The sequence below is a fragment of the Tunturiibacter gelidiferens genome (assembly GCF_013410115.1).
GTDB classification, from domain to species: domain Bacteria; phylum Acidobacteriota; class Terriglobia; order Terriglobales; family Acidobacteriaceae; genus Edaphobacter; species Edaphobacter gelidiferens.
The window spans coordinates 2,039,100-2,060,045 of the sequence record NZ_JACCCV010000001.1; the positions used below are offsets into that span (position 1 = coordinate 2,039,100).

Annotated in this window: 18 protein-coding genes; 10 read left to right on the forward strand and 8 right to left on the reverse strand. The window is 59.8% G+C overall.

The window, feature by feature from the left end; all coding sequences use genetic code 11:
• Positions 1-2 precede the first annotated feature (2 nt).
• From HDF12_RS08705 to HDF12_RS08715, 3 genes are all read left to right on the forward strand, one after another.
• Positions 3-1,955, forward strand: coding sequence for a sensor histidine kinase (locus HDF12_RS08705; protein ID WP_179582128.1), 1,953 nt, complete (start codon positions 3-5; stop codon positions 1,953-1,955).
• Entirely contained in the window at positions 1,952-2,530 is a 579-nt protein-coding gene (locus tag HDF12_RS08710; protein ID WP_179582130.1) for a hypothetical protein, read from the forward strand. Before HDF12_RS08705 ends, HDF12_RS08710 begins: the two co-directional genes overlap by 4 nt.
• Positions 2,531-2,701: 171 nt before the next feature.
• A complete protein-coding gene (locus tag HDF12_RS08715; protein ID WP_179582132.1) occupies positions 2,702-3,706 on the forward strand; it encodes a plastocyanin/azurin family copper-binding protein in 1,005 nt (334 codons plus the stop codon).
• Between the two features lie 145 nt (positions 3,707-3,851).
• On the opposite strand, the gene secA is transcribed toward HDF12_RS08715, so the two are convergent.
• The 3 genes from secA to HDF12_RS08730 form a co-directional block, all read right to left on the reverse strand.
• The gene (gene secA, locus HDF12_RS08720) at positions 3,852-6,899 is read right to left on the reverse strand and encodes a preprotein translocase subunit SecA (protein WP_179582134.1); all 3,048 of its coding nucleotides are present in this window, start codon (positions 6,897-6,899) and stop codon (positions 3,852-3,854) included.
• A gap of 129 nt (positions 6,900-7,028) precedes the next feature.
• Complete coding sequence (locus HDF12_RS08725) at positions 7,029-7,583, reverse strand: DUF4232 domain-containing protein (protein ID WP_179582136.1); 555 nt, start codon at positions 7,581-7,583, stop codon at positions 7,029-7,031.
• Positions 7,584-7,727: 144 nt separating this feature from the next.
• The gene (locus HDF12_RS08730; RefSeq protein ID WP_179582137.1) at positions 7,728-8,267 is read right to left on the reverse strand and encodes a hypothetical protein; all 540 of its coding nucleotides are present in this window, start codon (positions 8,265-8,267) and stop codon (positions 7,728-7,730) included.
• Between the two features lie 184 nt (positions 8,268-8,451).
• Here HDF12_RS08730 and HDF12_RS08735 point away from each other — a divergent pair, with 184 nt between their 5' ends.
• A complete protein-coding gene (locus tag HDF12_RS08735; RefSeq protein ID WP_179582138.1) occupies positions 8,452-9,219 on the forward strand; it encodes a bestrophin-like domain in 768 nt (255 codons plus the stop codon).
• 124 nt (positions 9,220-9,343) lie between these two features.
• Here the strand turns inward: HDF12_RS08735 and HDF12_RS08740 are convergent, their stop codons facing one another.
• The gene (locus HDF12_RS08740; RefSeq protein WP_257025606.1) at positions 9,344-10,972 is read right to left on the reverse strand and encodes a DHA2 family efflux MFS transporter permease subunit; all 1,629 of its coding nucleotides are present in this window, start codon (positions 10,970-10,972) and stop codon (positions 9,344-9,346) included.
• Between the two features lie 42 nt (positions 10,973-11,014).
• Here HDF12_RS08740 and HDF12_RS08745 point away from each other — a divergent pair, with 42 nt between their 5' ends.
• On the forward strand, positions 11,015-11,482 hold the full coding sequence (locus tag HDF12_RS08745; RefSeq protein WP_179582140.1) for a MarR family winged helix-turn-helix transcriptional regulator: 468 nt from the start codon (positions 11,015-11,017) through the stop codon (positions 11,480-11,482).
• 49 nt (positions 11,483-11,531) lie between these two features.
• Here the strand turns inward: HDF12_RS08745 and HDF12_RS08750 are convergent, their stop codons facing one another.
• The 4 genes from HDF12_RS08750 to HDF12_RS08765 all read right to left on the reverse strand — a co-directional run bounded on the left by HDF12_RS08750 (position 11,532) and on the right by HDF12_RS08765 (position 14,200).
• On the reverse strand, positions 11,532-12,146 hold the full coding sequence (locus tag HDF12_RS08750; protein ID WP_373563878.1) for a hypothetical protein: 615 nt from the start codon (positions 12,144-12,146) through the stop codon (positions 11,532-11,534).
• Positions 12,147-12,494: 348 nt separating this feature from the next.
• Positions 12,495-13,316: a class I SAM-dependent methyltransferase gene (locus HDF12_RS08755; protein ID WP_179582143.1), complete on the reverse strand. Its 822-nt coding sequence runs from the start codon at positions 13,314-13,316 to the stop codon at positions 12,495-12,497.
• A gap of 85 nt (positions 13,317-13,401) precedes the next feature.
• Complete coding sequence (locus tag HDF12_RS08760) at positions 13,402-13,764, reverse strand: DUF488 domain-containing protein (RefSeq protein WP_179582145.1); 363 nt, start codon at positions 13,762-13,764, stop codon at positions 13,402-13,404.
• Positions 13,765-13,792: 28 nt separating this feature from the next.
• Complete coding sequence (locus HDF12_RS08765; RefSeq protein WP_179582147.1) at positions 13,793-14,200, reverse strand: cupin domain-containing protein; 408 nt, start codon at positions 14,198-14,200, stop codon at positions 13,793-13,795.
• Positions 14,201-14,353: 153 nt separating this feature from the next.
• On the opposite strand from HDF12_RS08765, the gene HDF12_RS08770 reads away from it, so the two are divergent.
• The 5 genes from HDF12_RS08770 (at position 14,354) to HDF12_RS08790 (ending at position 20,935) form a co-directional block, all read left to right on the forward strand.
• The gene (locus HDF12_RS08770) at positions 14,354-15,757 is read left to right on the forward strand and encodes a dipeptidase (RefSeq protein ID WP_179583550.1); all 1,404 of its coding nucleotides are present in this window, start codon (positions 14,354-14,356) and stop codon (positions 15,755-15,757) included.
• On the forward strand, positions 15,757-16,488 hold the full coding sequence (locus HDF12_RS08775; protein ID WP_179582149.1) for a molybdenum cofactor guanylyltransferase: 732 nt from the start codon (positions 15,757-15,759) through the stop codon (positions 16,486-16,488). Before HDF12_RS08770 ends, HDF12_RS08775 begins: the two co-directional genes overlap by 1 nt.
• A 59-nt stretch (positions 16,489-16,547) precedes the next feature.
• Entirely contained in the window at positions 16,548-17,468 is a 921-nt protein-coding gene (locus HDF12_RS08780) for an ABC transporter ATP-binding protein (protein WP_179582152.1), read from the forward strand.
• A gap of 256 nt (positions 17,469-17,724) precedes the next feature.
• Complete coding sequence (locus HDF12_RS08785) at positions 17,725-19,239, forward strand: sugar transferase (RefSeq protein WP_179582154.1); 1,515 nt, start codon at positions 17,725-17,727, stop codon at positions 19,237-19,239.
• A 16-nt stretch (positions 19,240-19,255) separates the two neighbouring features.
• Complete coding sequence (locus HDF12_RS08790; RefSeq protein WP_179582156.1) at positions 19,256-20,935, forward strand: NAD+ synthase; 1,680 nt, start codon at positions 19,256-19,258, stop codon at positions 20,933-20,935.
• Positions 20,936-20,946 lie beyond the last annotated feature (11 nt).

A 20,946-nucleotide genomic window follows, 5' to 3' on the forward strand; every position in this document is an offset into this window, starting at 1 on the left:
CGATGCGGCTGAAGACGAAGCTGGTGCTTGCGGCAACGGGGTTGACGTTTGCGATCGTGCTGGTGCTTTCGGCGCTGTTCGTAAGCGAACTGCTGCGGCAGAGGATCGAGCAGACGGCTGCGGCGAACGATGTGCTGGTGCATGAGGTCTGGCTGGAGATGCGGAAGGCAATCGAGACGGGGCTGCGGGCGAATCCACCGGTGGACCGAAGCGATGAGGCGCTGCATGCGGCGGTGGTGGATGCGCTGAGGAGTCATACGGCGCTGATCGAGGTGATGAATACGATCGTGCGGTACTCGCCTACGGTGCAGGACGTGAGTGTGACGGATGCCCACGGAATGACGCTGCTGAGTACGGATCCGGACGCGGTGGATCAGCCGTCGGTGTTTCGGTTCAGCCTGGCGAGTGTTCAGAACGGGCCGATCCCGCGGCAGATGAGAGTGGTGTTTGGCAAGCCGCGAGTGCTGGATATCTCGCAGGCGTTGCAGCGGAACGGGGCTGCGTTTCTGGTGGTGCACGTTGGGGTGCGGTCGACGTTTTTGAAGAACTCGTATGAGCCGTGGTTGCTGGATGCGCTGATCTTTGCGGCACTGGCGGCGCTGGCGGCGATGCTGTCGGCTGGGCTGCTGGCGAATGTGGCGTTGCGACCGCTGGAGGCGATCAGCGCGCGGCTGGAGAGCTTGACGTTGGCAGGGGGAGCGATTCCGGAGAAGTTGCTGGAGAGTCGGAATACCAGGAGCGACGCGGTGGTTCGGGTGACGAAGACGCTGGATCGCCTAGGAGAGCAGATGCGTACGCAGGAGGCCGGGTATACGGCGCTGCAGGCGAATCTGAACCAGATGCTGGATACGCTGCGCGATGGAGTGCTGCTGTTTACGGCGGATCGGCGGGCGGTGATGGTGTCGGATGCGGTGGCTTATTTTCTTGGCGCTCCGCTGAATGAAGATCACGAAAAGCTGGTGGGGATGCGGCTGGAAGAGATCTTTGCTCCGGATAGCATCCTCGGAGAGGCGGTGCTGGAGGCGTTCGCCGAGGGGGGCCAGGTGAGTGCGCAGGCGGTGACGCTGGAGGACGGACGGCAGGTGCAATTCTCGCTGGACCGAATCGACGATCGGTTGAGCGGGGTGGGGAGTGTGGCGACGCTGTTGACGCTGCGGGATATGGAGTCGGTGGCGCAGTTGGGGCAGGAGCTGGAGGTCGCGAGGAGGCTGGCAGCGATTGGGAGGCTGACGGCTGGGGTGGGGCACGAGGTGAAGAACCCGATCAACGCGATGGTGCTGCACCTGGAGCTGCTGCGTGGGAAGCTGGCGCCTGGCGGGGCCGAGGCGTTTGGCGGGGCACAACGGCACGTGGAGATTCTGGCGGGCGAGATGCAGCGGCTGGACAGAGTGGTGCAGACGCTGGCGGACTTTTCGCGACCGATGGAGCTGCATCTGAAGGAGCAGGATCTGCGGCACGTAGTCTCGGTTGTGATGGATCTGACGTCGGCCGAGATGCAGGAGAGTCGGGTGCGGGTAGTGGTGGATGCTCCGAAGGATCCGTTGATGGTGAGGGTGGATGCGCAGCTGATGCAGCAGGCGCTGCTGAACCTGTTGCTGAACGGTATGCAGGCTATGCCCGAGGGCGGGGTGATGGTGGTGAGGATGCGGCGGGATCACCAGTTTGCAGTGGTTGAGGTAATTGATGAAGGAGAGGGTATACCTCCGGAGCTATTACCGCGTATCTTCGAACTGTACTTCACGACAAAACCGAAGGGCAGCGGGATCGGGCTGGCGATGACGTACAGGATTTTGCAGCTGCATGGCGGAGCGATGGACGTGCGATCCAATGCCGACCCGGATTCGGTCGAGCGAGGGACGACTTTTACGTTTCGGCTGCCGGCTGCGGCGGGAGTTGGCGGCGAGAGCAGGAAGGCCGCAGGAGCAGTTCACAAAGAACTAGGGGAACGGGTTTGAAGGGTACGAGCAACATTACGCAGAAGATCGCATGGACGGCTCTCTGGTTTGGTTTGGCGATGGGGATGGCGGGATGCCGGCATAAGCAGCAGCTTGCGCCTTTGCCTCCGGTGATGGCTCCAGTGGCGCTTGAGGAGATTCCGGAGCCGGATGATCTGCCGATGGTGGAGGCGCCGACGGAGAAGCTGCCGCCGGTGCCGGTTTCGACTGAGGCAGGGAAGCCGAAGCGGAAGAAGAAGACGCCTAAGGTTGTCGCGCCACCTGAACCGCCACCGGAGACCCAGGTGGCCAGCGCCGCTGCAGGACCACCCTCGCCGGATGCAGCGGTTGGTGCTTTGACCGCTGGCGGAGAGACGAACCCGCAGACGAAACATGAGGCAGAGGACTTGATTGCTTCGATCGACAAGAGGCTGAATGCGCTGCCGGCGCAGAAGGCGGAAGAGCAGAAGGCGCAGGTGAGCAAGGTGAGGAACTTCTGGAAGGATGCGCGGGATGCGCTGAAGTCCGGCGATGCTGAGGGGGCGAAGACGCTGGCCACGAAGGCGAAGCTTTTGCTGGATGATCTGGAGAAGTAAGGCTCCGTAACTTCCCTCGTTCTTAAAAGTTGCAAGCTAGCGCCCTTTCAGCGCTGGCATCCCCTCGGTGCGTCGTCCAATGATGAAGTTGACACACGTTGGACAGGGCCTATAATTCCTGCCGGGCTCCGGGCCTGCTCCCCCAAAATCTATATTTTTCAAGAGGCGATCATGAGATCGAGAAACTCGATGTTTGTGTCGGTGGCGTCGCTGGCGGCGCTGGTGGTTTGTATCCCAAGCAGCGCTTGTGCCCAACAAAGCTGGAAAGCGCTGTTGGGCGGTCAAAGTAAGGATATGGGCAGGCAGGCAGTCGCCTTTCTTCCCAACGAGCTGTGGATCCACGAGGGCGACAGCATCACCTGGACGTCCGGCAGCGGCGATATTCATACGGTTTCCTTCTTCATCGCAGGTCAGCCGTATAACGATTTCACGGTGGGTTGTCCGGGTTTCTCGCCAAGTGGGGCAAGTTTTAACGGCTCCAAGTGCGTGAGTGCGCCCCCGCTAGTGGAGGGGCAAAGCTTTACCGTGAGCTTTCCTAAACCCGGCAACTATAGCCTTATCTGCCTGGTGCACACGCACATGACCGGAGTCATACACGTCCTTGACGCGTCGGCGACTTTACCGCACGACCAGGCCTTCTATGACGCGCAGGCAGCGGACCAACGGAAGAGTCTGCTCACCGATACAGACAAGCAGAGGGACATGGATGACATGCTCTCCGCGCACGTGCTCTCAAACAAGAACAGCGTGACTGCCGGCATTGGAGAGATGACGGTGACCGGCGCTGGATTTGAGTCGCTTTCGGTCGTGCGTTTTCTGAAGGGGACCATTGAGGTCCATAAGGGGGACACGATCGAGTGGACCAATTTAGACCCGGCTTTGCCACATACGATCACCTTCGGAAAGGAGCCGGCGAATCCCGGGCCTCCGTCCGGCAATGTGCCCATAACTCTCGATGCGGATGGCGTATTGCATGCCACGATCAGTTCGCAGGGGGACAACGTGCATTCGGGCCTTATTGTCGCATCGCCGCAAAACCAGGTTGGCGTGGCTCAGTCTCCTCCGGGCAATACGCGTTTTCGCATTACCTTCACGGAGGCGGGGACGTACAACTACATATGCGCGTTGCATGACAATCTTGGCATGATTGGCAAGGTGATTGTCCGGGTCTACTAGCAGACCGACAAGGGGCGGCGTCAATAAGCGTCGCCCCAACACTTCGGGATTGCGGCACAGAGCGACACGCATGGTTGGGATGGTTCAAACGCACGTCTCTGCGATGCATCGCATCTTGGTTCGCGGCGGCGGGAACTGCTGCAGGCTAGGCGGTGGCGCCGTGACACTTTTTGTACTTCTTGCCGGAGCCGCAGGGGCACTCGTCGTTGCGGCCTACTTTTTCGCCAGCGTGACGCGGGCCTGAACCGTTGGTGGCGGATGAGGAGGAGCTTACTGAGCGGGCTTGCTCGAGTTCGCGCTGCTTCTTCTTTTGGAACTCACGCTCGAGTGCGTCGATGGTGGTGGAGGGTGCGCGATTGGATGGCGGTGCTGGTGGATTTTGACGCGCGGCCGGGGCGTTGGTGTGTTGCGGCGGGCCGGAGGGTGGGAGCGCATTTTGGGCGTTGGCTGCGGCTAGCTGCTGGGCTTGTTGGGCCTGCGCGAGAGCCTGCGCGTGGGCCTGGGCTTGAGCGAGCTGCTCCGCGGACTCGATGGGTGTGCCGTCGGGGCCGATGATCTGCATGCGGAAGAGGTGGCGTGCGGTGTCTTCCTGGAAGCGCATCATCATGCCTTCGAACATCTCGAAGGACTCTTTCTTGTAGGCGACGAGCGGGTCTTGCTGGGCGTAGCCGCGGAGGCCGATGCCTTCTTTGAGGTGGTCCATGGCGAGGAGGTGGTCTTTCCAGAGGCCGTCGAGGACGGAGAGCATGACGATGCGCTCGTGGTAGCGCATGGCTTCGGCGCCGAGGATATTCTCCTTGATGTCGTAGCGTGCGCGGAGGTTTTGGAAGATGGCTTCGCCTAGCTCGTGGCGGTTGAGTGTGGTGGCGTCGATCTCTTTTTCGAGGTGTGCGCCGAAGATGTCGTAGATCTGCGCGAAGAGAGGTTCGAGCTTCCACTCATCGGCGTGGACTTTTTCTGGGGCGTTCTCGTCGAGGATGTTGGAGAGGATGGTGGAGGTGTAGTCCTCGGTGATGAGCTGCTTCTGGTCGACGCCTTCCATGAGTTGGCGACGGAGGCCGTAGACGGCTTCGCGCTGCTTGTTCATGACGTCGTCGTACTCGAGGACGTGTTTGCGGGACTCGAAGTTTTGAGTTTCGACGGCCTTCTGTGCGGCTTCGATGCGGCGGGAGATCATGCCGGATTCGATGGGAACACCCTCTTCCATGCCGAGGCGCTGGAGGAGCGTGGAGACCCACTCGCGGGCGAAGATGCGCATGAGGTCGTCTTCGAGGGAGAGGAAGAAGCGGGAGGAGCCGGGATCGCCCTGACGGCCGGCGCGTCCGCGGAGTTGATTGTCGACGCGGCGGGACTCGTGACGCTCGGTGCCGAGGATGTGGAGGCCGCCGGCGCTGATGACGGATTCGTGTTCGGCTTTGGCTGCGCCCTCGTGGGCTGCGGTGGCGGCGTCCCAGTTGGCTTGCGTGGTTTCGAACTCCTGGCCGGTGTAGTAGAAGCGAACCATGCCGGGACCGGCGACGGGGCTGATGATGCCTTCGGCTGCGGAGACGGCGCGGGCCTGCTGCTTGCGGACGAGATCTTGACGGGCCATGAACTCGGCGTTGCCGCCGAGGAGGATGTCAGTGCCGCGGCCTGCCATGTTGGTGGCGATGGTGACCATGCCGAGGCGGCCGGCCTGGGCGACGATCTCGGCTTCCTTCTCGTGGAACTTGGCGTTGAGGACGACGTGGCGAACGCCTTTGCGCTTGAGGATCTCGGAGAGGAGCTCGGATTTTTCGATGCTGGTGGTGCCGACCAGGACGGGCTGCTTTTCTCCGTGGAGGCGGGCGATCTCGTCTGCTACGGCGAAGTATTTCTCCTGCGCGGTACGGTAGACGACGTCGGCGTTTTCGATGCGGCGCATCGTGCGGTTGGTGGGGGTGACGACGATGTCGAGCTTGTAGATCTTGTCGAACTCGGCGGCTTCGGTCTCGGCGGTGCCGGTCATGCCGCTGAGTTTTTTGTACATGCGGAAGTAGTTCTGGAAGGTGATGGTGGCGAGCGTCTGGTCTTCCTTGCGGATGGCGACGCCTTCCTTGGCTTCGACAGCCTGATGGAGTCCGTCGGACCAGCGGCGGCCGGGCATGAGACGGCCGGTGAACTCGTCGACGATGATGACTTCGCCGTCTTTTACGACGTACTCGACGTCGCGCTTGTAGAGGGAGTGGGCCTTGATGGCGACTTCGACGTGATGCTTGAGGTCCCAATTTTCCGGGTCAGCTATGTTTCCAATTCCAAGCAACCCTTCGATCTTCTCCCAGCCCTCGTCGGTGACGGTGATGGAGCGGGTCTTTTCGTCTACGACGTAGTCGCCGGACCAGGTTTTGGTTTCGACGGTTTCGATGAGTTCGCCGAGCTCGAGCTTGGGGATGATGATGTTGACGCGGGCGTACTTGTCGGTGGTCTGGTCGGTGGGGCCGGAGATGATGAGGGGGGTGCGGGCCTCGTCGATGAGGATGGAGTCGACTTCGTCGACGATGCAGTAGTAGTGACCGCGCTGGACCTGATCCTTGAGCTCGAACTTCATGTTGTCGCGCAGGTAGTCGAAGCCGAACTCGTTGTTGGTGCCGTAGGTGATGTCGGAGGCGTAGGCGTCGCGTCGCTGCTCGTCGGAGAGGTCGTGGACGATGACGCCGACGGTGAGGCCGAGGAAGCCGTAGATCTTGCCCATCCATTCGGCGTCGCGTTTGGCGAGGTAGTCGTTGACGGTGACGACGTGGACGCCTCGGCCTGCGAGCGCGTTGAGGTAGCAGGGGAGAGTGGCGACGAGGGTTTTGCCTTCGCCTGTTTTCATTTCGGCGATCTTGCCGGAGTGGAGGACGATGCCGCCGATGAGCTGGACGTCGAAGTGGCGCATGCTGACTGCGCGCATGCCGGCTTCGCGGACTACGGCGAAGGCTTCGGGCAGGATGGCGTCGAGGGCCTCCTTTTCGGCGGCGTTGCGCTCGTCGGCGTTCTCTGGGGTATCAGCGATGTGGGAGATGGCGGCGGCGATGCGCTGGCGGAACTCGGCGGTCTTGTTGCGCAGAGCCTCGTCGCAGAGCGCCTGAATGGTCGGCTCGAGCGCGTTGATCTGCGCAACCGTAGGCTGGATGCGCTTGACGGCGCGTTCGTTACTGGTGCCAAAGACTTTTGCAATGACTGAGTTGAGCAAAACGGTATCCTTCGGGGCGCACTTAATCCCAAATACTAGTGTAACTGGTATGGGTGGCGCGGTTGGAAGTGAAGTTGGCCGTTGGAGATACGGCGAATCTGAAGCGCGCGGGTGCCAGGGATCGAACGGCTAGGATTTCGAGCGTACGTAGACCGGATCGCGCTTGAGGTAGGCGAAGCGATACTTGGCGTCTTGTCCTGAGGGCGCGCAGAGATGGCCGGTGAAGGGAGCGCGGAGGGTCTCGGTGCCTAAGGCTATGGCTACGAAGGCAGGGGTGAAGCACTTGCTGTTGTCGAAGACCTCACCGGAGACCCAGTGAAGTTCGCCTGTGGCCTCGGCGTTTGCAGGAATCGCGACGGACAGAATCACCGGGCCGGGGTGCATGCCGGGCGGGGTTTCGAGGGAGATGGGGAGTTTGGTGTTGGAGCCGTCTTCGAAGGCGAGCGTGGGGCGGCCGGGGACGGTGCAGGTTTGCGCGCCGATGTTGCGAAGGACCAGCAGAGTTCCGGACTGCGACATGCCGTCGAAGTTGCCACCTTCGCCGTCGAAGGAGAGCGAAAGCTGCGCGGCGGTGCAGGCCAGCAGGGTGGACGCGGAGGGCAGCGGGGTCGCGCTCGCTGAAGATGCGAGGATGAGCACCACTGCGACAACTACATAGACCGCGTTTGAGGCCGGTTTGGTCACTGCGAGAATTTTAGTCTTTCTTTGCTCCTCTGTTGAGATGTTTTCAGGTGGGTGTCCGATGGGCGTGCCATTTCGACGAGCGCTCGAAGCGGGGTGAATGAGCGGTTCCTATTATTGACGAAGGGTGTGAACCGCGTGTGACGGTTAGGACAGCCTCTGGCCCGAGTCGTTCAGGTCAAGGTCGGAGCGCTCGAAGACTCGTTGGAAGAAGGTGCGGGTGACGAGGTATCCGCCGAGAAAGCCTTCGACGAGGAAGAAGACGAGCAGAGCGGCGGCGAATGGGACCAGATGGGAGTCGTCGCCCATACCAGCAGCGACGAAATGGGATGCGGTGCCGAGTCCATGAGGCAGGTCTTTGAGTTCGACCAGACCGACGCCGACGAGTAATTTGGTGAGCCAGTCGGAGATCTGCTCGATGTTGGTGTTGGCAGAGAGGCCGGCGTGGGACTGCGGCGCGTCGGTTGCTGAGCCGGTGGCGGCTCGGGGGATGCCGAAGACGAAGCCAAGCAGCGAACCGACGGCGAGGCAGGCAAGGGTCCACATCAGGGCGGCGGCGGGCTTTGGGACTTTGTAGAGGAGGACGGTTATGAGGCCGCTCAAGATCGAGCCGACGACGAGAACGCCGGTGAGCCACAGATCACGATCAATGCCAAGCCATTGCTTCGAACGAAGAGAATGGTTCAAGTGCTAGACCTCGTTTTTGAAGGAAGAGTTGGAGAATGATAGCGCATACGGGTTTTTAGCGATCTCACCGGATTGTGTGGGCCCGTTTCGGCGTGTTGACAGGAAGGCGTTTTGGGAATGGTGTGATGTGGAGGCGGGATGTAGTCTGATCTGTCAGTTGCAGCTTTCCGTTCAGGTGGACCCTATGCTGAGTTATGCGCAGAGTAGCTTGCTGGTTGTGTTGGCGCTGCTGGTGTCGGTGGTGATGGTGCTTTTGTTGAACCGAGTATGGCCCATTCCCAATCGCAAGCTGATCAATGATGTGACGGGATGGCAGCTGGGGATCCTGGGGACGACGTATGGGGTGATTCTGGGCTTCATGCTGTACACGGTGTGGTCGGATTTTCGCGCGGCGGAGGTGAATGCGACGCAGGAAGCCAGTTCGCTGCTGACCGTTACGCGTGTGGCGTCGGCTTTGCCAGCTGCGGAGCGAGAGGCGTTTCGGGTTCTTGGGATGAAGTATGCGGACGCGGTGGTGAACCAGGAGTGGCCGGCGATGCAGCATCAGGAGGAGAGCCGCGCGGGAGAGTTGATCGAGGTGGATATGTGGAAGCTGCTGGCGGCGGTGAAGGACGATGCCAGTGCGGCGAATAGCGTGGATCATCTGACGCGGGTGCTGAGCGAGCTTTCGGAGAGGCGCAGCCTGCGGGAGGAACAACTTCGTGTGAGGCTGCCTGTGGTGCTGTGGATTCTGCTGCTGGCGGGCGGAGGAGCGACGGTGGGGTCTTCGTGCCTGTTGGGGAACGACAACAAATGGCTGCACTATTGTCAGGTTCTGGCGCTGACGTTTGTGGTGGCGGTGACGCTGTCGGCGATTGCGGATCTGGCGCGACCGTTTGAGGGCGCGGTGTCGGTGAGCCCGGTGGCGTTTGAACGTGCGCAGACGATGATGCAACTGGACGCGGCTCGTTAGCGCTTTTCTGATGATGCATAAGTGTCGCGGAAAAACCCACATCTCAAAATGGAGATGTGGGGCACCCGTTTTTTTCCGCTGTTGAGGTCCACCGCTTTAGACAGCGTGGGTTAATCGAACGACGTTAGTGTCCGCCCATGGCTTCGGGGTCGGGTTTGGCGGCCTTGGTGGGGAGACGCATGATGAAGGGCAGCGGCGTGAGCAGGAAGATGGTGCAGGCGAGAATGGCGAAGGCGTTTTTGTAGCTGAGCATGGATGCCTGACGGAGCATCTGCTGGTAGGCCTGGCCGATGGCCATCTGCGAGGCGCTGGCGGCAGACATGCCCTGCGACATGAGCATCTCTTTCATGCGGTCCATGTAGAGGTTGTAAGGGACGCTTCCGCGAACGACGTTGGCGGAGAGCGCGACCTGCTGAACCTGGGAGTTGCGCGCGAGATAGGTGGTGAGGAGCGCAGTGCCGGCGCTGCCTCCTAGGTTGCGGGCAAAGTTGGAGAGGCTGGAGATCTGGTTGGTTTTACTGGCAGGGACTCCGACGTAGTTGAGTGTGCTGATGGGGATGAAGATGAAGGCGAGGCCGATGACCTGCAGCATGCGCCAGAGGGTGACGGTGCCGAAGGCGGCGTTGAGATCGAGGCGTGTGAGGTTGTAGATGCCGATGGCGGTGACGAGGTAGCCGAGGCAGACCATGAGGCGGGGATCGAATTTGCCCAGGGTGCGGCCGGCAACGAACATCATGAGCATCATGACGAAGCCTGCGGGGGAGAGGACCATGCCGGCGCGCTCGGCGGTGTAGCCGAGGAGGCCCTGGAGGTACTGCGGGATGAGGACTGTCGAACCGAAGAGGACCATGCCGAGGATCAGTTGGAGGAAGACGGCAGTTCCGAAGTTGCGGTTCTTGAGGAGCTTCAGGTCGACGATGGGGTCGGGGTGGTGCCACTCCCACCAGGTGAAGAAGATGAGGGTGACGGCGGCGAGGATGGCGAAGGTGCGGATCATGGGGTCGCCGAACCAGTCTTTTTCCTGGCCTTTGTCGAGGGTGAACTCGAGGCAGCCTACACCGAGTGCGACGAGGCCGAGACCGAGGAAGTCGATCTTGAGATGCTTGGCCTGCTCCATGCGCTCCTTGAGGTGCGGCGGGTCTTCGACCATGCGGTTGCTGAGAAAGAGCGAGATGAGGCCGATGGGGATGTTGATGAAGAAGATCCAGTGCCAGTTGAAGTTGTCGGTGATCCAGCCGCCGAGGGTGGGGCCGATGGCGGGTGCGACGACAACAGCCATGCCGTAGACCGCGAAGGCCTGGCCGCGCTTTTCTACGGGGAAGGTGTCGGCGAGGATGGCTTGTTCGCTTGGGGCGAGGCCTCCGCCGCCCGCGCCCTGAAGGATGCGCGCGACGATGAGCAGGGGAAGCGTGTTTGCGATGCCGCAGAGGAAGGAGCAGATGGTGAAGAGCGCGACGCAGACCATGTAGAAGCGCTTGCGTCCGAAGCGGTTGGAGAGCCAGCCGGAGATGGGCAGGACGATTGCGCTCGAGACGAGATAGCTGGTGAGTACCCAGGTGGCTTCTTCGGAGCTGGCGCCGAGAGTTCCGGCGATGTGGGGCAGGGCGACGTTGGCGATGGAGGTGTCGAGGACCTCCATGAAGGTCGCGAGTGTGACGGTGAGCGCGACGGCCCAGGGGTTGTGATGGGGCTTCCACGCGGCGGCCGCGGCGACGGGCTTAGGCCGGGCTAGCGCGGGCGAAGGTGCGGTCATTGTTGCCATATCAGTCTCCTGATATGATATCAGGAGACTGATATGGTTTCTTTAAATTCTAACGGGACGAAGAGACAAGCTGAAAGGCGGCGAGCTGCGCAGATGATGAAGCGCATCCTGGTCCACTTCCGCAGCCAGATGGATGAGGCGCTGCGCCCCCAGGGCGTGACGACAGCTCAGTTACACATACTGAAGACGATTCGGGAGGAGCCAGGGGTGTCGGGCGCTCAGTTGGCGCGGTTGTGCTATGTGACGCCGCAGTCGGCTCAGTCAATGTTGACGGGGCTTGAGAGAGGCGGGTGGATCGTACGGAATAAAGGGCGGGAGAATGATCGGATTCTTGCGGCGCGACTGACTGCTGAGGGGGAAGAGCTGCTTCAGACGGCGGAGAAGATGGTGAAGGTGATCGAAGGGAAGTTGTGGCGGGGGGTGGCGGAAGGTTCAATTGAGGCTTTGAATGGAGTGCTGGAGCAGTGCCTTGCGAATCTTGGGCCGGAGGATGTTCGCTAGCGTCTGAGAAGATAGGACGGCCTGCCGCGGTGGAGGCAGGCCGTTGGTTTTATTGGCTAGGCTGTTTGCCGTGGAAGAACTTGTGGTTGATATCGGGCCAGAACTCGTGAAGGAGGAAGGTCCCGGCATCGATACCGACGCTTGTGCCCCATCTGCTTGCGGTATTGCTGAAGGTGCGCTGGGACTGAGGATAGTAGAAGTTCGATATTCCGGCCGCGGCGCCAGCACCCACAATTTCGCTGATGTTGAAGGTATTATGCCCGGCATCGTTTCGAGTAATGACGACGCGGCTGAGGGAGTACTCGGCGCGCTTGATAAAACCGCCGCTGCCGAGGGTGTAGTAGCGCGTGTCTTCGCGGGTGATAGTGGGCACAATGAACTCGACGAGGTAGTTTTCACTGGTCTGGTCGACGAAGGTGTGCCAGAAGTAGCGGCCGTACCCGGCTGCGCCCTGGTGAAATTCCGGTACGGAATTCGTAGCCTGGTTAATGCCCGCGACAAAGGCGGGAATGAAGAGGGAAGAGTAGTCGAAGCTATCGTGAGTCGCGGTGATGAACTTCTCCTTGACCGACTGAGGGGGCAGGTGGACGTTGGCACTGACCGCTCGAAAGTTGGGAAAGATCCCGAGGATGCGCTTGGTCTGCTGACCTTCTTCGGAGGCCACTGGTCCTGACACTGGTCCCTGGGGGGCGTCGGGCAAGTCCGAGTTATTGAGCGAAGAGGAGGAAGTTGTGTCGGCGCTCACTGTCTTGAGCTTGACTGTCGGGTCCGAGGTGGAATTCGATGTGTCCTGTCCGTTTGCGTTTCCGCAGAAAAGATACAGTAACAGGAACAAATTGGCGACGCAGAGAGACTGACTCGATTTTATTTTCATAGGCCTGATTGTTTTGTTAATTCATTAGACGCAGAAGTATGATGTTTCGTCTAATTGAGATGATTCATCCACTTTTAATTGACTCTGAGGCACGGAAGCGGCAAGAGATTGAGGTAAGATGCCGGACTCGCTCTGGGCCTAGCGGAGGGTGGCGTGGAAGCGGAGTCGAACGTAGTCTGCTGTCCAGTTTCCGTCGGCATCGCGGAGGATGGGCTCGAGCAGCGCGATGGTGTCAGTGAGTGCGGCGGCGCGATCGTGTGGATTGAGGCGGTCGAGGACTCCGTTACGGAAGGTGTTAAGCCATGACTCCATGCCGTTGGGCAGCGGCGTGGGGCGAGGGATGAGTTCGATGGATTGAATCGTGAAGCCAGCGGATTCGAGCAGGCGGCGATAGAGCGCGGGCGAGGGGAAGAAGCTGGCGGCGGTGGCTTCGGCGTCTATGTGGAAGGGGGCGAGGGTGGCCTGGAGTGCTGTACGAATGGCGGCGATGTTGCCGTGGCCGCCCATCTCGGCGACGAAGCGGGCTTGTGGATTTTTGCTGCGGAGGGCTCGGTGAACACCGGCGAGCGTGGCCTGCTGGCCGGAGATGCCTGTGATCCAGTGAAGGGCGGCGTTGGAGAAGACGGCGTCAAACTGCTCGTGGTAGGGGAGGGCGGTGGCGTTGTGTTGTTCGACAACAAATTTGGCGGAGCTGTGAAGGCTGCGTTGGCGAGCGGCTTCGAGCATGGTGGCTGAGGCGTCGACGCCGGTGAGGATGGCGCCGGTGGCTGCGAGTTGTTCGGTGAGGGCGCCGTCGCCGCAGCCGAGATCGAGTATTTGTTCGCCGGATTGCGGGGCGAGGAGAGCGACGACCTCGGAGGCGAGGGTGGCGACGAATCGGCCGTTGGCGGCGTAGGCCTCGGTGTTCCAGGTTTGGCCGGTTTTGAATGAGGCTGTGTCAGCGGGGGGCGTGGTCGTCATAGAGGCATTGTGCGCCACTGCGATGGGGGACGCTATGAAGATAAGAATTTTCGAAACGATGATAAGCGAGATAAGCGGAGACGGTTCAGGTTCGGATGGTTCCTTCGTGGCGCAAGAGCTCTTGAAGCACGACGGCCTCATTGTGTTCCGTATCTCGGGCGCCGTATAGCAGGGTGGATCGACCACGACCTGTGGCTTGTCTAAGGAGAGCTAGCTGCTTGGCGTTATGTTTGAGCTCCCTCTTGTACCGCGCTTTGAACTCCGGCCACTTTGCGGGGTCGTGATCGAACCATCTTCGAAGTTCGTTACTGGGGGCGATCTCTTTGAGCCAGAGGTCGACGCGAGCCTTCTCCTTGCTTAGACCTCGCGGCCAGAGTCTGTCGACTAAGATGCGGGTGCCGTCTTCGAGGGAGGGTTCTTCGTAGACGCGCTTGAGTTCAGCTTCCATCGTGTCTTCGCTTTTGCTTTGCGTGGCTCTAGGTGCCGTAACCGCGGTGCTTCATTGCGAGCAGATCCTGATTGCTGGGCCAGGAGATGGTGAGGAGGAAGGCGGAGTCCTGAAGGGCCTCTACTTCGTGCCGGATGGAGGCGCTGAGAGTGATGAGGTTTCCTTCCTTGAGGTCATGGGATTTACCGTGAACGGTGAAACGTATCTGCCCCTTGAGTACTTGGACAGAGAGGGTTCCGTCTGCGTGATGCTCCTTCATCCTGGATGCGTCTTCCATGACGACGAGGACGACTCGGAGGTCGTGCTTCTTGAAGAGGGTCTTGGCGTAGTGGCCGGATTGCCAGGGTTTTTTCTGCTCGGAGTCAGCGATCTCCTGATGGAGGTCAAACTGCGCCATCTTGTCGATCATGGTGCCGTCTTTGAGGGAGGTGGTCATTTTGTTTTCCTCAGCCCGCATTAATTACGCTTTGTGATGGATGAGATGCAAGGGGAATGATTGGGGAGTGGGGCGGACATATACTTGTGTTTTGCCGGGAGAGGATTTGCCGGCGGGAGAATACTCTCCGGGAGTGGACAAGTGACGACGAGGATGATGACGGCGGTTGCGTTTGGGCGGGAGAACAAAGCACGGTTCGTCGAAGAGTTGAAGGCGCTGCTGCGGATTCCTTCGGTGTCTACGGCTCCTGAGCACGTGGGGGATGTGCGGCGTGCGGCGGAGTTTGTGGCGGCGGAGCTGAAGAGGATCGGGATGGAGAACGTTCGTCTGATTGAGACGACTACGTCGAAGCGGAAGGGGCATCCTCTAGTGTATGCGGACTGGCTGCATGCGGGGGCGGGAGCTGATGGAAAGGCTAAGCCTACGGTGCTTTGCTATGGTCACTACGATGTTCAGCCAGCGGAGCCTCTGGATGAGTGGAAGTCGCCGCCGTTTGAGCCGACGGAGCGTGATGGGAACATCTATGCTCGCGGTGCGGTGGATGACAAGGGACAGATGTGGATGCATGTGAAGGCACTGGAGTCGTTGATGACGGCGGGCGGGGGGACGCTGCCGGTGAATGTGCGCGTGATTGTGGAGGGCGAAGAAGAGGTGGGCGGCGAGGGGATCGCTGCGTTTGTGCGTGAGCATGGAGATCAGCTGAAGGCAGATGTCGCGCTGGTGAGCGATACGGAGATGTTTGCGCCGGAGCTGCCGACGCTTTGCGTTGGGTTGCGCGGGATGATCTATACCGAGATCGAAGCACGCGGGGCGAAGACGGATCTGCATTCGGGGATGTATGGCGGAGCGGCTCCGAATCCTTTTGTCGCGCTGGCGCAGGTGATTGCGAAGTTGAAGGATGAGAACGGGAAGATTTTGATTCCGGGATTTTATGACGAGGTGCAGAAGCCGACGGCGGATGAGTTGAAGGCGTGGAAGGCGCTGCCTTTTGATGAAGAACATTATCGGGCGACTGAGGTTGGGTCGAGCGTGCTGACGGGAGAGCCGGGGTTGAGTGTGCAGGAGCGGACGTGGGCGAGACCGACGCTTGATGTGCATGGAATGCTGGGTGGGTTTATCGGAGTTGGTGCTAAGACTGTGATTCCCGCGAAGGCAGTGGCGAAGGTGAGCATGCGGCTGGTGCCGGATATGACGCCGGCGGCGAGCTTTGCGAAGTACAAGGCTTTTGTGGAGTCGATTGCGCCAAAAGGAGTTGCGTTGGAGGTGCGGTTGATTCATGCGGGCGATCCGATTGTGGTGAGCACGGACAACTCCTACGTGAAGGCCGCGACGGAGGCGATGCGCGAGGTGTTCGGGAAGGAGACGGTGTTTGTGCGCGGGGGCGGGTCGATTCCGATTGTGGGCGACTTTGTGCGGGAGCTGAAGGTGCCGACGGTGATGATGGGGTTTGGATTGCCTGATGACAACCTTCATGCGCCGAACGAGAAGTTTCATCTAGCGAACTTTCATCGCGGAATCGAGTCGATTGTACGGTTTTTGAGTGGTGTGGGTGCCTGATGGCTGGCCCGGTCGCGGATGAGGTTGGCGGCTATGTGCTGGCTGGTGGGAAGAGTTCGCGCATGGGAAGAGAAAAGGCTTTGCTGGAGCTGGCTGGGAAGCCGCTGGTACACCATGCGGTGAAGAAGCTGCGGCGGGTGTGCATGGATGTGCGGATTTTGAGCAGTAACCCGGAACTGGCGGCGTACGCACGGATTCTTCCTGATCTGCACCCCGGTTGCGGGCCAATGGGAGGGATGGAGGCGGCGCTTGCTCATTCAGTCTTCCATTGGAACCTGTTCCTGCCGGTAGATATGCCGTTTCTTCCTTCGGCATTCTTGCACCACTGGGTTCGCAGAACGCTGATTGAGGAGAAGAGGGGAGCGAGGCTGGTAATGTTTACGGTCGATGGCCTTGCGCAGCCCACGCTGGCGATGATTCACCGGGACGTCGCCCCATTTTTGACGAGTGCGATAGAGCAAGGGGAGTTGAAGTTGTATCCGGTGCTGGAGCGTGCGGGCAGGGAACTGGCGGCGAAACATGGGGTCGTGCTCAGGATGACATTCCGCAATTTGCCATGGAACGATCACTCGACGTTTCGGGCCACGCCAAGCTTGCACGGTCCGGGGCGAGAAGACTGGATGGCAACGACGGAGTTCCAGCAGTCAGCGAAGCATCTCTGGTTTGCGAATCTGAATACTCCGGAGGAGTTTGAGGAGGCGGAGCGGCATGTCGATGCGTTGGATACTTAGCGGGGACCAATGGGTTAGGCTAGATTTGTGTCGTGATTTGGTTGGTGGGAGTCGCTGAGATGGCAGAGCCGGATGACAAGATCGAGGAACAACAGCCTGAGGTGACCGCGGATACTCCGCTGATTGAGAGTGTTTCGGAGGACGTGTCTGCGGAGGTGGGTGATTTTATCCAGCAGGCGGCGGAGCAGAATGAGGCTGCCGCCGAGGCTGTCCCGGATGTGAAGAACAAGCCCGGGCCGTACATCTCGTTCGAGCATGTATATAAGTCGTTCGGCGAGTTTGTGGTGCTGGAGGATGTGAGCTTCTTTGTGCTGCCGGGGGAGACGCTGTGCATCCTGGGACGAAGCGGCGTGGGCAAGTCGGTCTCGCTGCAGATGCTGCTGGGTTTTTTGAAGCCTGACAAGGGGATGATCAAGGTTGCGGGTGAAAATATCTGCGGCTTCCGGGAAAAAGAGTTACAAGAGATTCGTCGGAAGGTGACGATGGTCTTTCAGAATGGAGCGCTGTTCGACTCGATTACGGTGGGAGAGAACGTTGCGTTTCCGATGCGTGAGCGCGGAGAGATGGCGGAAGACCAGATTCTGCAGGTAGTGAAGGGTTTGCTGGAGATGGTGGGTGTGGCGGGAATGGAAAGCCTGCTGCCATCTGACCTCTCGACAGGGATGAAGCGGTCCATTGCGATCGCGCGGGCGTTGGCGTCGCAGCCGGAGGCGGTGCTGTATGACGAGCCGACGACGATGGTTGATCCGCTGATGGCGCATCTTCTCGGAGATTTAATCGAACGGTTGAAGCAACAACTACATCTCACCAGCATTGTGGTGACACACGACATGCGGCTGGCGAAGAAACTGGCGGACCGAGTGGTGTTTTTAAGCGCAGGTAAAGCGATTTTCTTTGGAACCATGGAAGAGATGGAGCGCAGCCAGGATCCGATTCTTCAGGAGTTTTTGACGCTGGATGAGCTAGTTACCCCTGTCTGAGTGCGCAACGTGAGGTAGGTTACAACCGAGTAAAGCGTCTCCCCTGAAGGTGTTAGACAGTTGCTGCCAAGTGTTGCCGTACCCTGTTGCCAAGCCCCTGCCTGAGACGTATGCTCCAGATAGTCTTCAATTTTTCTATATTGCCCGCATAACTGCTCGACTGGCGACTTTTTTTATCGACGGTATTCCTGAGCTTCAATTCAGGCATCCTACCGACTATAAGGCCCTGGGATTATTGAGTTGAAAGGCGTTCGCTATGGCGACACCGGATTATCTGCAGCAGGTCATCGTTTCAGAGAGAAAATACGCGGGGAACGGAAGGCGTGCGTCGAGGACCGACGGCGGAATCTTCCGCAGGCCGTCGATCACGAGCACGGTCTGGGCTTCCCTGGACCTGCTGACGGTGGTGATTGCGGCGGTGGCAGCTTTGAGGTTCCGCGTGGCGACGCCTGCCGATGTACCGACGCTGCATGTGCTCCCGCATCTGATCAAATCTTCTCCAAATCTTCTGTTTTTTTATATTGGCTGGTATGGAATCTGCCTGATCTTCCTTACGCGTTCGTATGGGCTGTATGGGACGATTCAGCACCATAGCGGATTGCATGAACAGAGGATGACGATTCAGGCTTCGCTGACCTCAGGGCTGCTTTTGTGTGGGACGCTGTACCTGTCGAGTGGAGAGGCGATCTCGCGAATCGTGGTTGGACTGATGGTGGTGTTTACGACGGCGCTGCTGTGCGTGCGGCGCGCGTTGTGGCGGAGGATGGTCTATCGGCGATTCCGGGCGGGGATCGAGACGCGGAATGTTTTGATCGTGGGCGCGGGTCGGGTGGGGCATGCGCTGAGAAATCATATCGACACGCTGCAGCATCTGGGATTCCGATTCAAGGGCTTTGTTGCGCTGACCGAACGTGAGGCGGAGTCCGGTAATGCAGATGTGATCGGCGATGCGAGGAACTGCCTGTCGCTGGCTCGATCGTTGTTTGTGGACGAGATCTTCTTTTCTGTTCCGGCCGAAGAGAAGATGGTGATCAGCATGGTGGAAGAGGCTCGGATTGTCGGCATTGATGTTCGTGTGGTTCCGGATATGTACGACGGCCTGGCGTGGAATGCGAAGGTTGAATATGTCGGTCAGTTTCCGACGATTCCACTGCACCGCAGGGACTTTCCGATCGGTGGATTTTTGCTGAAGCGCGTGCTTGATACGACGGTTTCCTTGATTGGGCTGGCATTGACTGCGCCGGTGATGCTGGCGATTGCGATCGCGATTCGGCTGGACTCTCCTGGGCCGATCTTTTATAAGGCGCAGAGGATTGGCCGGAAGGGCCGCGCGTTCTCCTGCTACAAGTTCCGGACGATGGTGCAGAATGCGGACAAGCTGAAGGCTGATCTGGAGCATATGAACGAGCGCGATAGTGTGCTGTTCAAGATCAAGAAAGATCCTCGGATTACAAAGGTGGGCAGAGTGTTGCGGAAGTACTCGCTCGATGAGCTACCGCAGTTTTATAACGTTCTGAAGGGTGATATGAGTCTGGTAGGGCCGCGGCCTCCGATGGCGGCTGAGGTGGAGCAGTACGACCTTGCGCATCTGCGGCGGCTGGATGTGTTGCCGGGCATTACCGGGCTGTGGCAGGTGGAGGCTCGGCAGGACCCGTCGTTCGACAGCTATATCTCGCTGGACACGGCGTATGTGGAGAACTGGAGTCTGATCATGGATCTTCGGATTCTGGCGCGTACGGTGGGCGTGGTGTTGAGCGGGACAGGCTCCTAAGCGGTAGACTTGAAGGGTGAAGATAGCGCTTGCCCAGATCAACCCGACGGTGGGGGACTTCGCCGGGAATGCGAAGAAGATTCTTGAATATGCGACTCGTGCCGACACTTTAGGCGTGGGTCTTGTGGTGTTTCCGGAACTTGCGGTGTGTGGGTATCCGCCGGCCGATCTTTTGGAGAAAGCTTCGTTCGTTGCGAGGGCAGAGCAGGTGGTGGCTGAGCTTGCAGGCTGGACCGCAACTGCGGGTCGACCGGCGATTCTATGCGGGACGGTGATGGCTACCAAGGCCAGCGTGGGCAAGCAGGTAAGGAATGTCGCGGCACTGCTGGATGGGGGCAGGGTGAGCTTCGTGCAGCAAAAGATGCTGCTGCCGTTTTACGACGTCTTCGACGAGCAGAGATACTTTGAGCCGGCCGCGGAGCAGACGCTGGTCTGTGTCGGCGGTGAGCCGCTGGCGATTACGATCTGCGAGGATGCCTGGAACGACAAGGGATTCTGGCCGCGGCAGATGTATCCGGTCGATCCGGTTGAGAAGCTGATGGGGCGGTGGGAGTCGCAGCCGAAGGAGCTGGCGGGACAGCAGCGGGTGATCTTGAATATCTCGGCGTCGCCTTATTGGCAGGGAAAACCGCAGGTGCGGCAGAACATGCTGGCTGCGCTGGCGCGGCGGCATCATGCGTTTGTGGCGATGACGAACCAGGTGGGCGGGAACGACAGCCTGGTGTTTGATGGCTCGTCGCTGGTGATTCGGCCGGACGGTCATGTAGTGGCGCGGGCGGCTTCGTTTGCTGAGGATCTGGTGGTCTTCGATACACGGGATGGCGAGGCGATCGCGGCTGCGACTCAGGTAGACGAGGTCGCTGCGATGTGGAGTGCGCTGGTGCTGGGCACGCGGGACTATGTGAGGAAGTGCGGGTTCAGCAAGGCTCTGGTGGGGTTGAGTGGGGGGATTGATTCGGCGCTGGTGGCGGCGATTGCGGTGGAGGCTCTTGGGAAGGAGAACGTGATCGGTGTGGGGATGCCGACGGAGTACTCGTCGCTAGGCTCGATTGACGATGCGCGGAAGCTGGCGAAGAACCTGGGGGTGAGGTTTGAGCTGCTGCCGATCCATGATGTGTTTGCGCAGTTTCAGCATGTGCTGCAGCCGCTGTTTGCAGGGACACCGTTTGGGCTTGCGGAGGAGAATTTGCAGCCGCGGATTCGTGGGACGCTGCTGATGGCATTGTCGAACAAGTTTGGTGCGCTGGTGTTGACGACGGGGAATAAGAGCGAGATGTCGACCGGCTACTGCACGCTGTATGGCGATATGGTGGGCGCGCTGGCCGTGATTGGCGATGTGATGAAGATGCGGGTGTATGCGCTGAGCCGGTATGTGAATCGCGTGAAGGAAGTTATACCGTGGGCGACGATCTCGAAGCCGCCTTCGGCGGAGTTGCGGCCGGAGCAGCGGGACACGGACTCGCTGCCGCCGTATGAGGTGCTGGATCCCATTCTGGAGGCATATGTGGAGCGATATTGCTCAGCGGAGCAGATTGCCGAGGAGCAGGGAGTGGACGTGGCACTGGTGAGGTCGGTGTTGCAGCTGGTGGAGAAGAGCGAGTATAAGCGGCAGCAGGCGGCTCCGGTGTTGAAAGTTACGAGAAAGTCGTTCGGAATGGGGCGTCGGTTTCCCATTGCGGTCAAGGTTCAGGTGTAATAGAGGAGCTG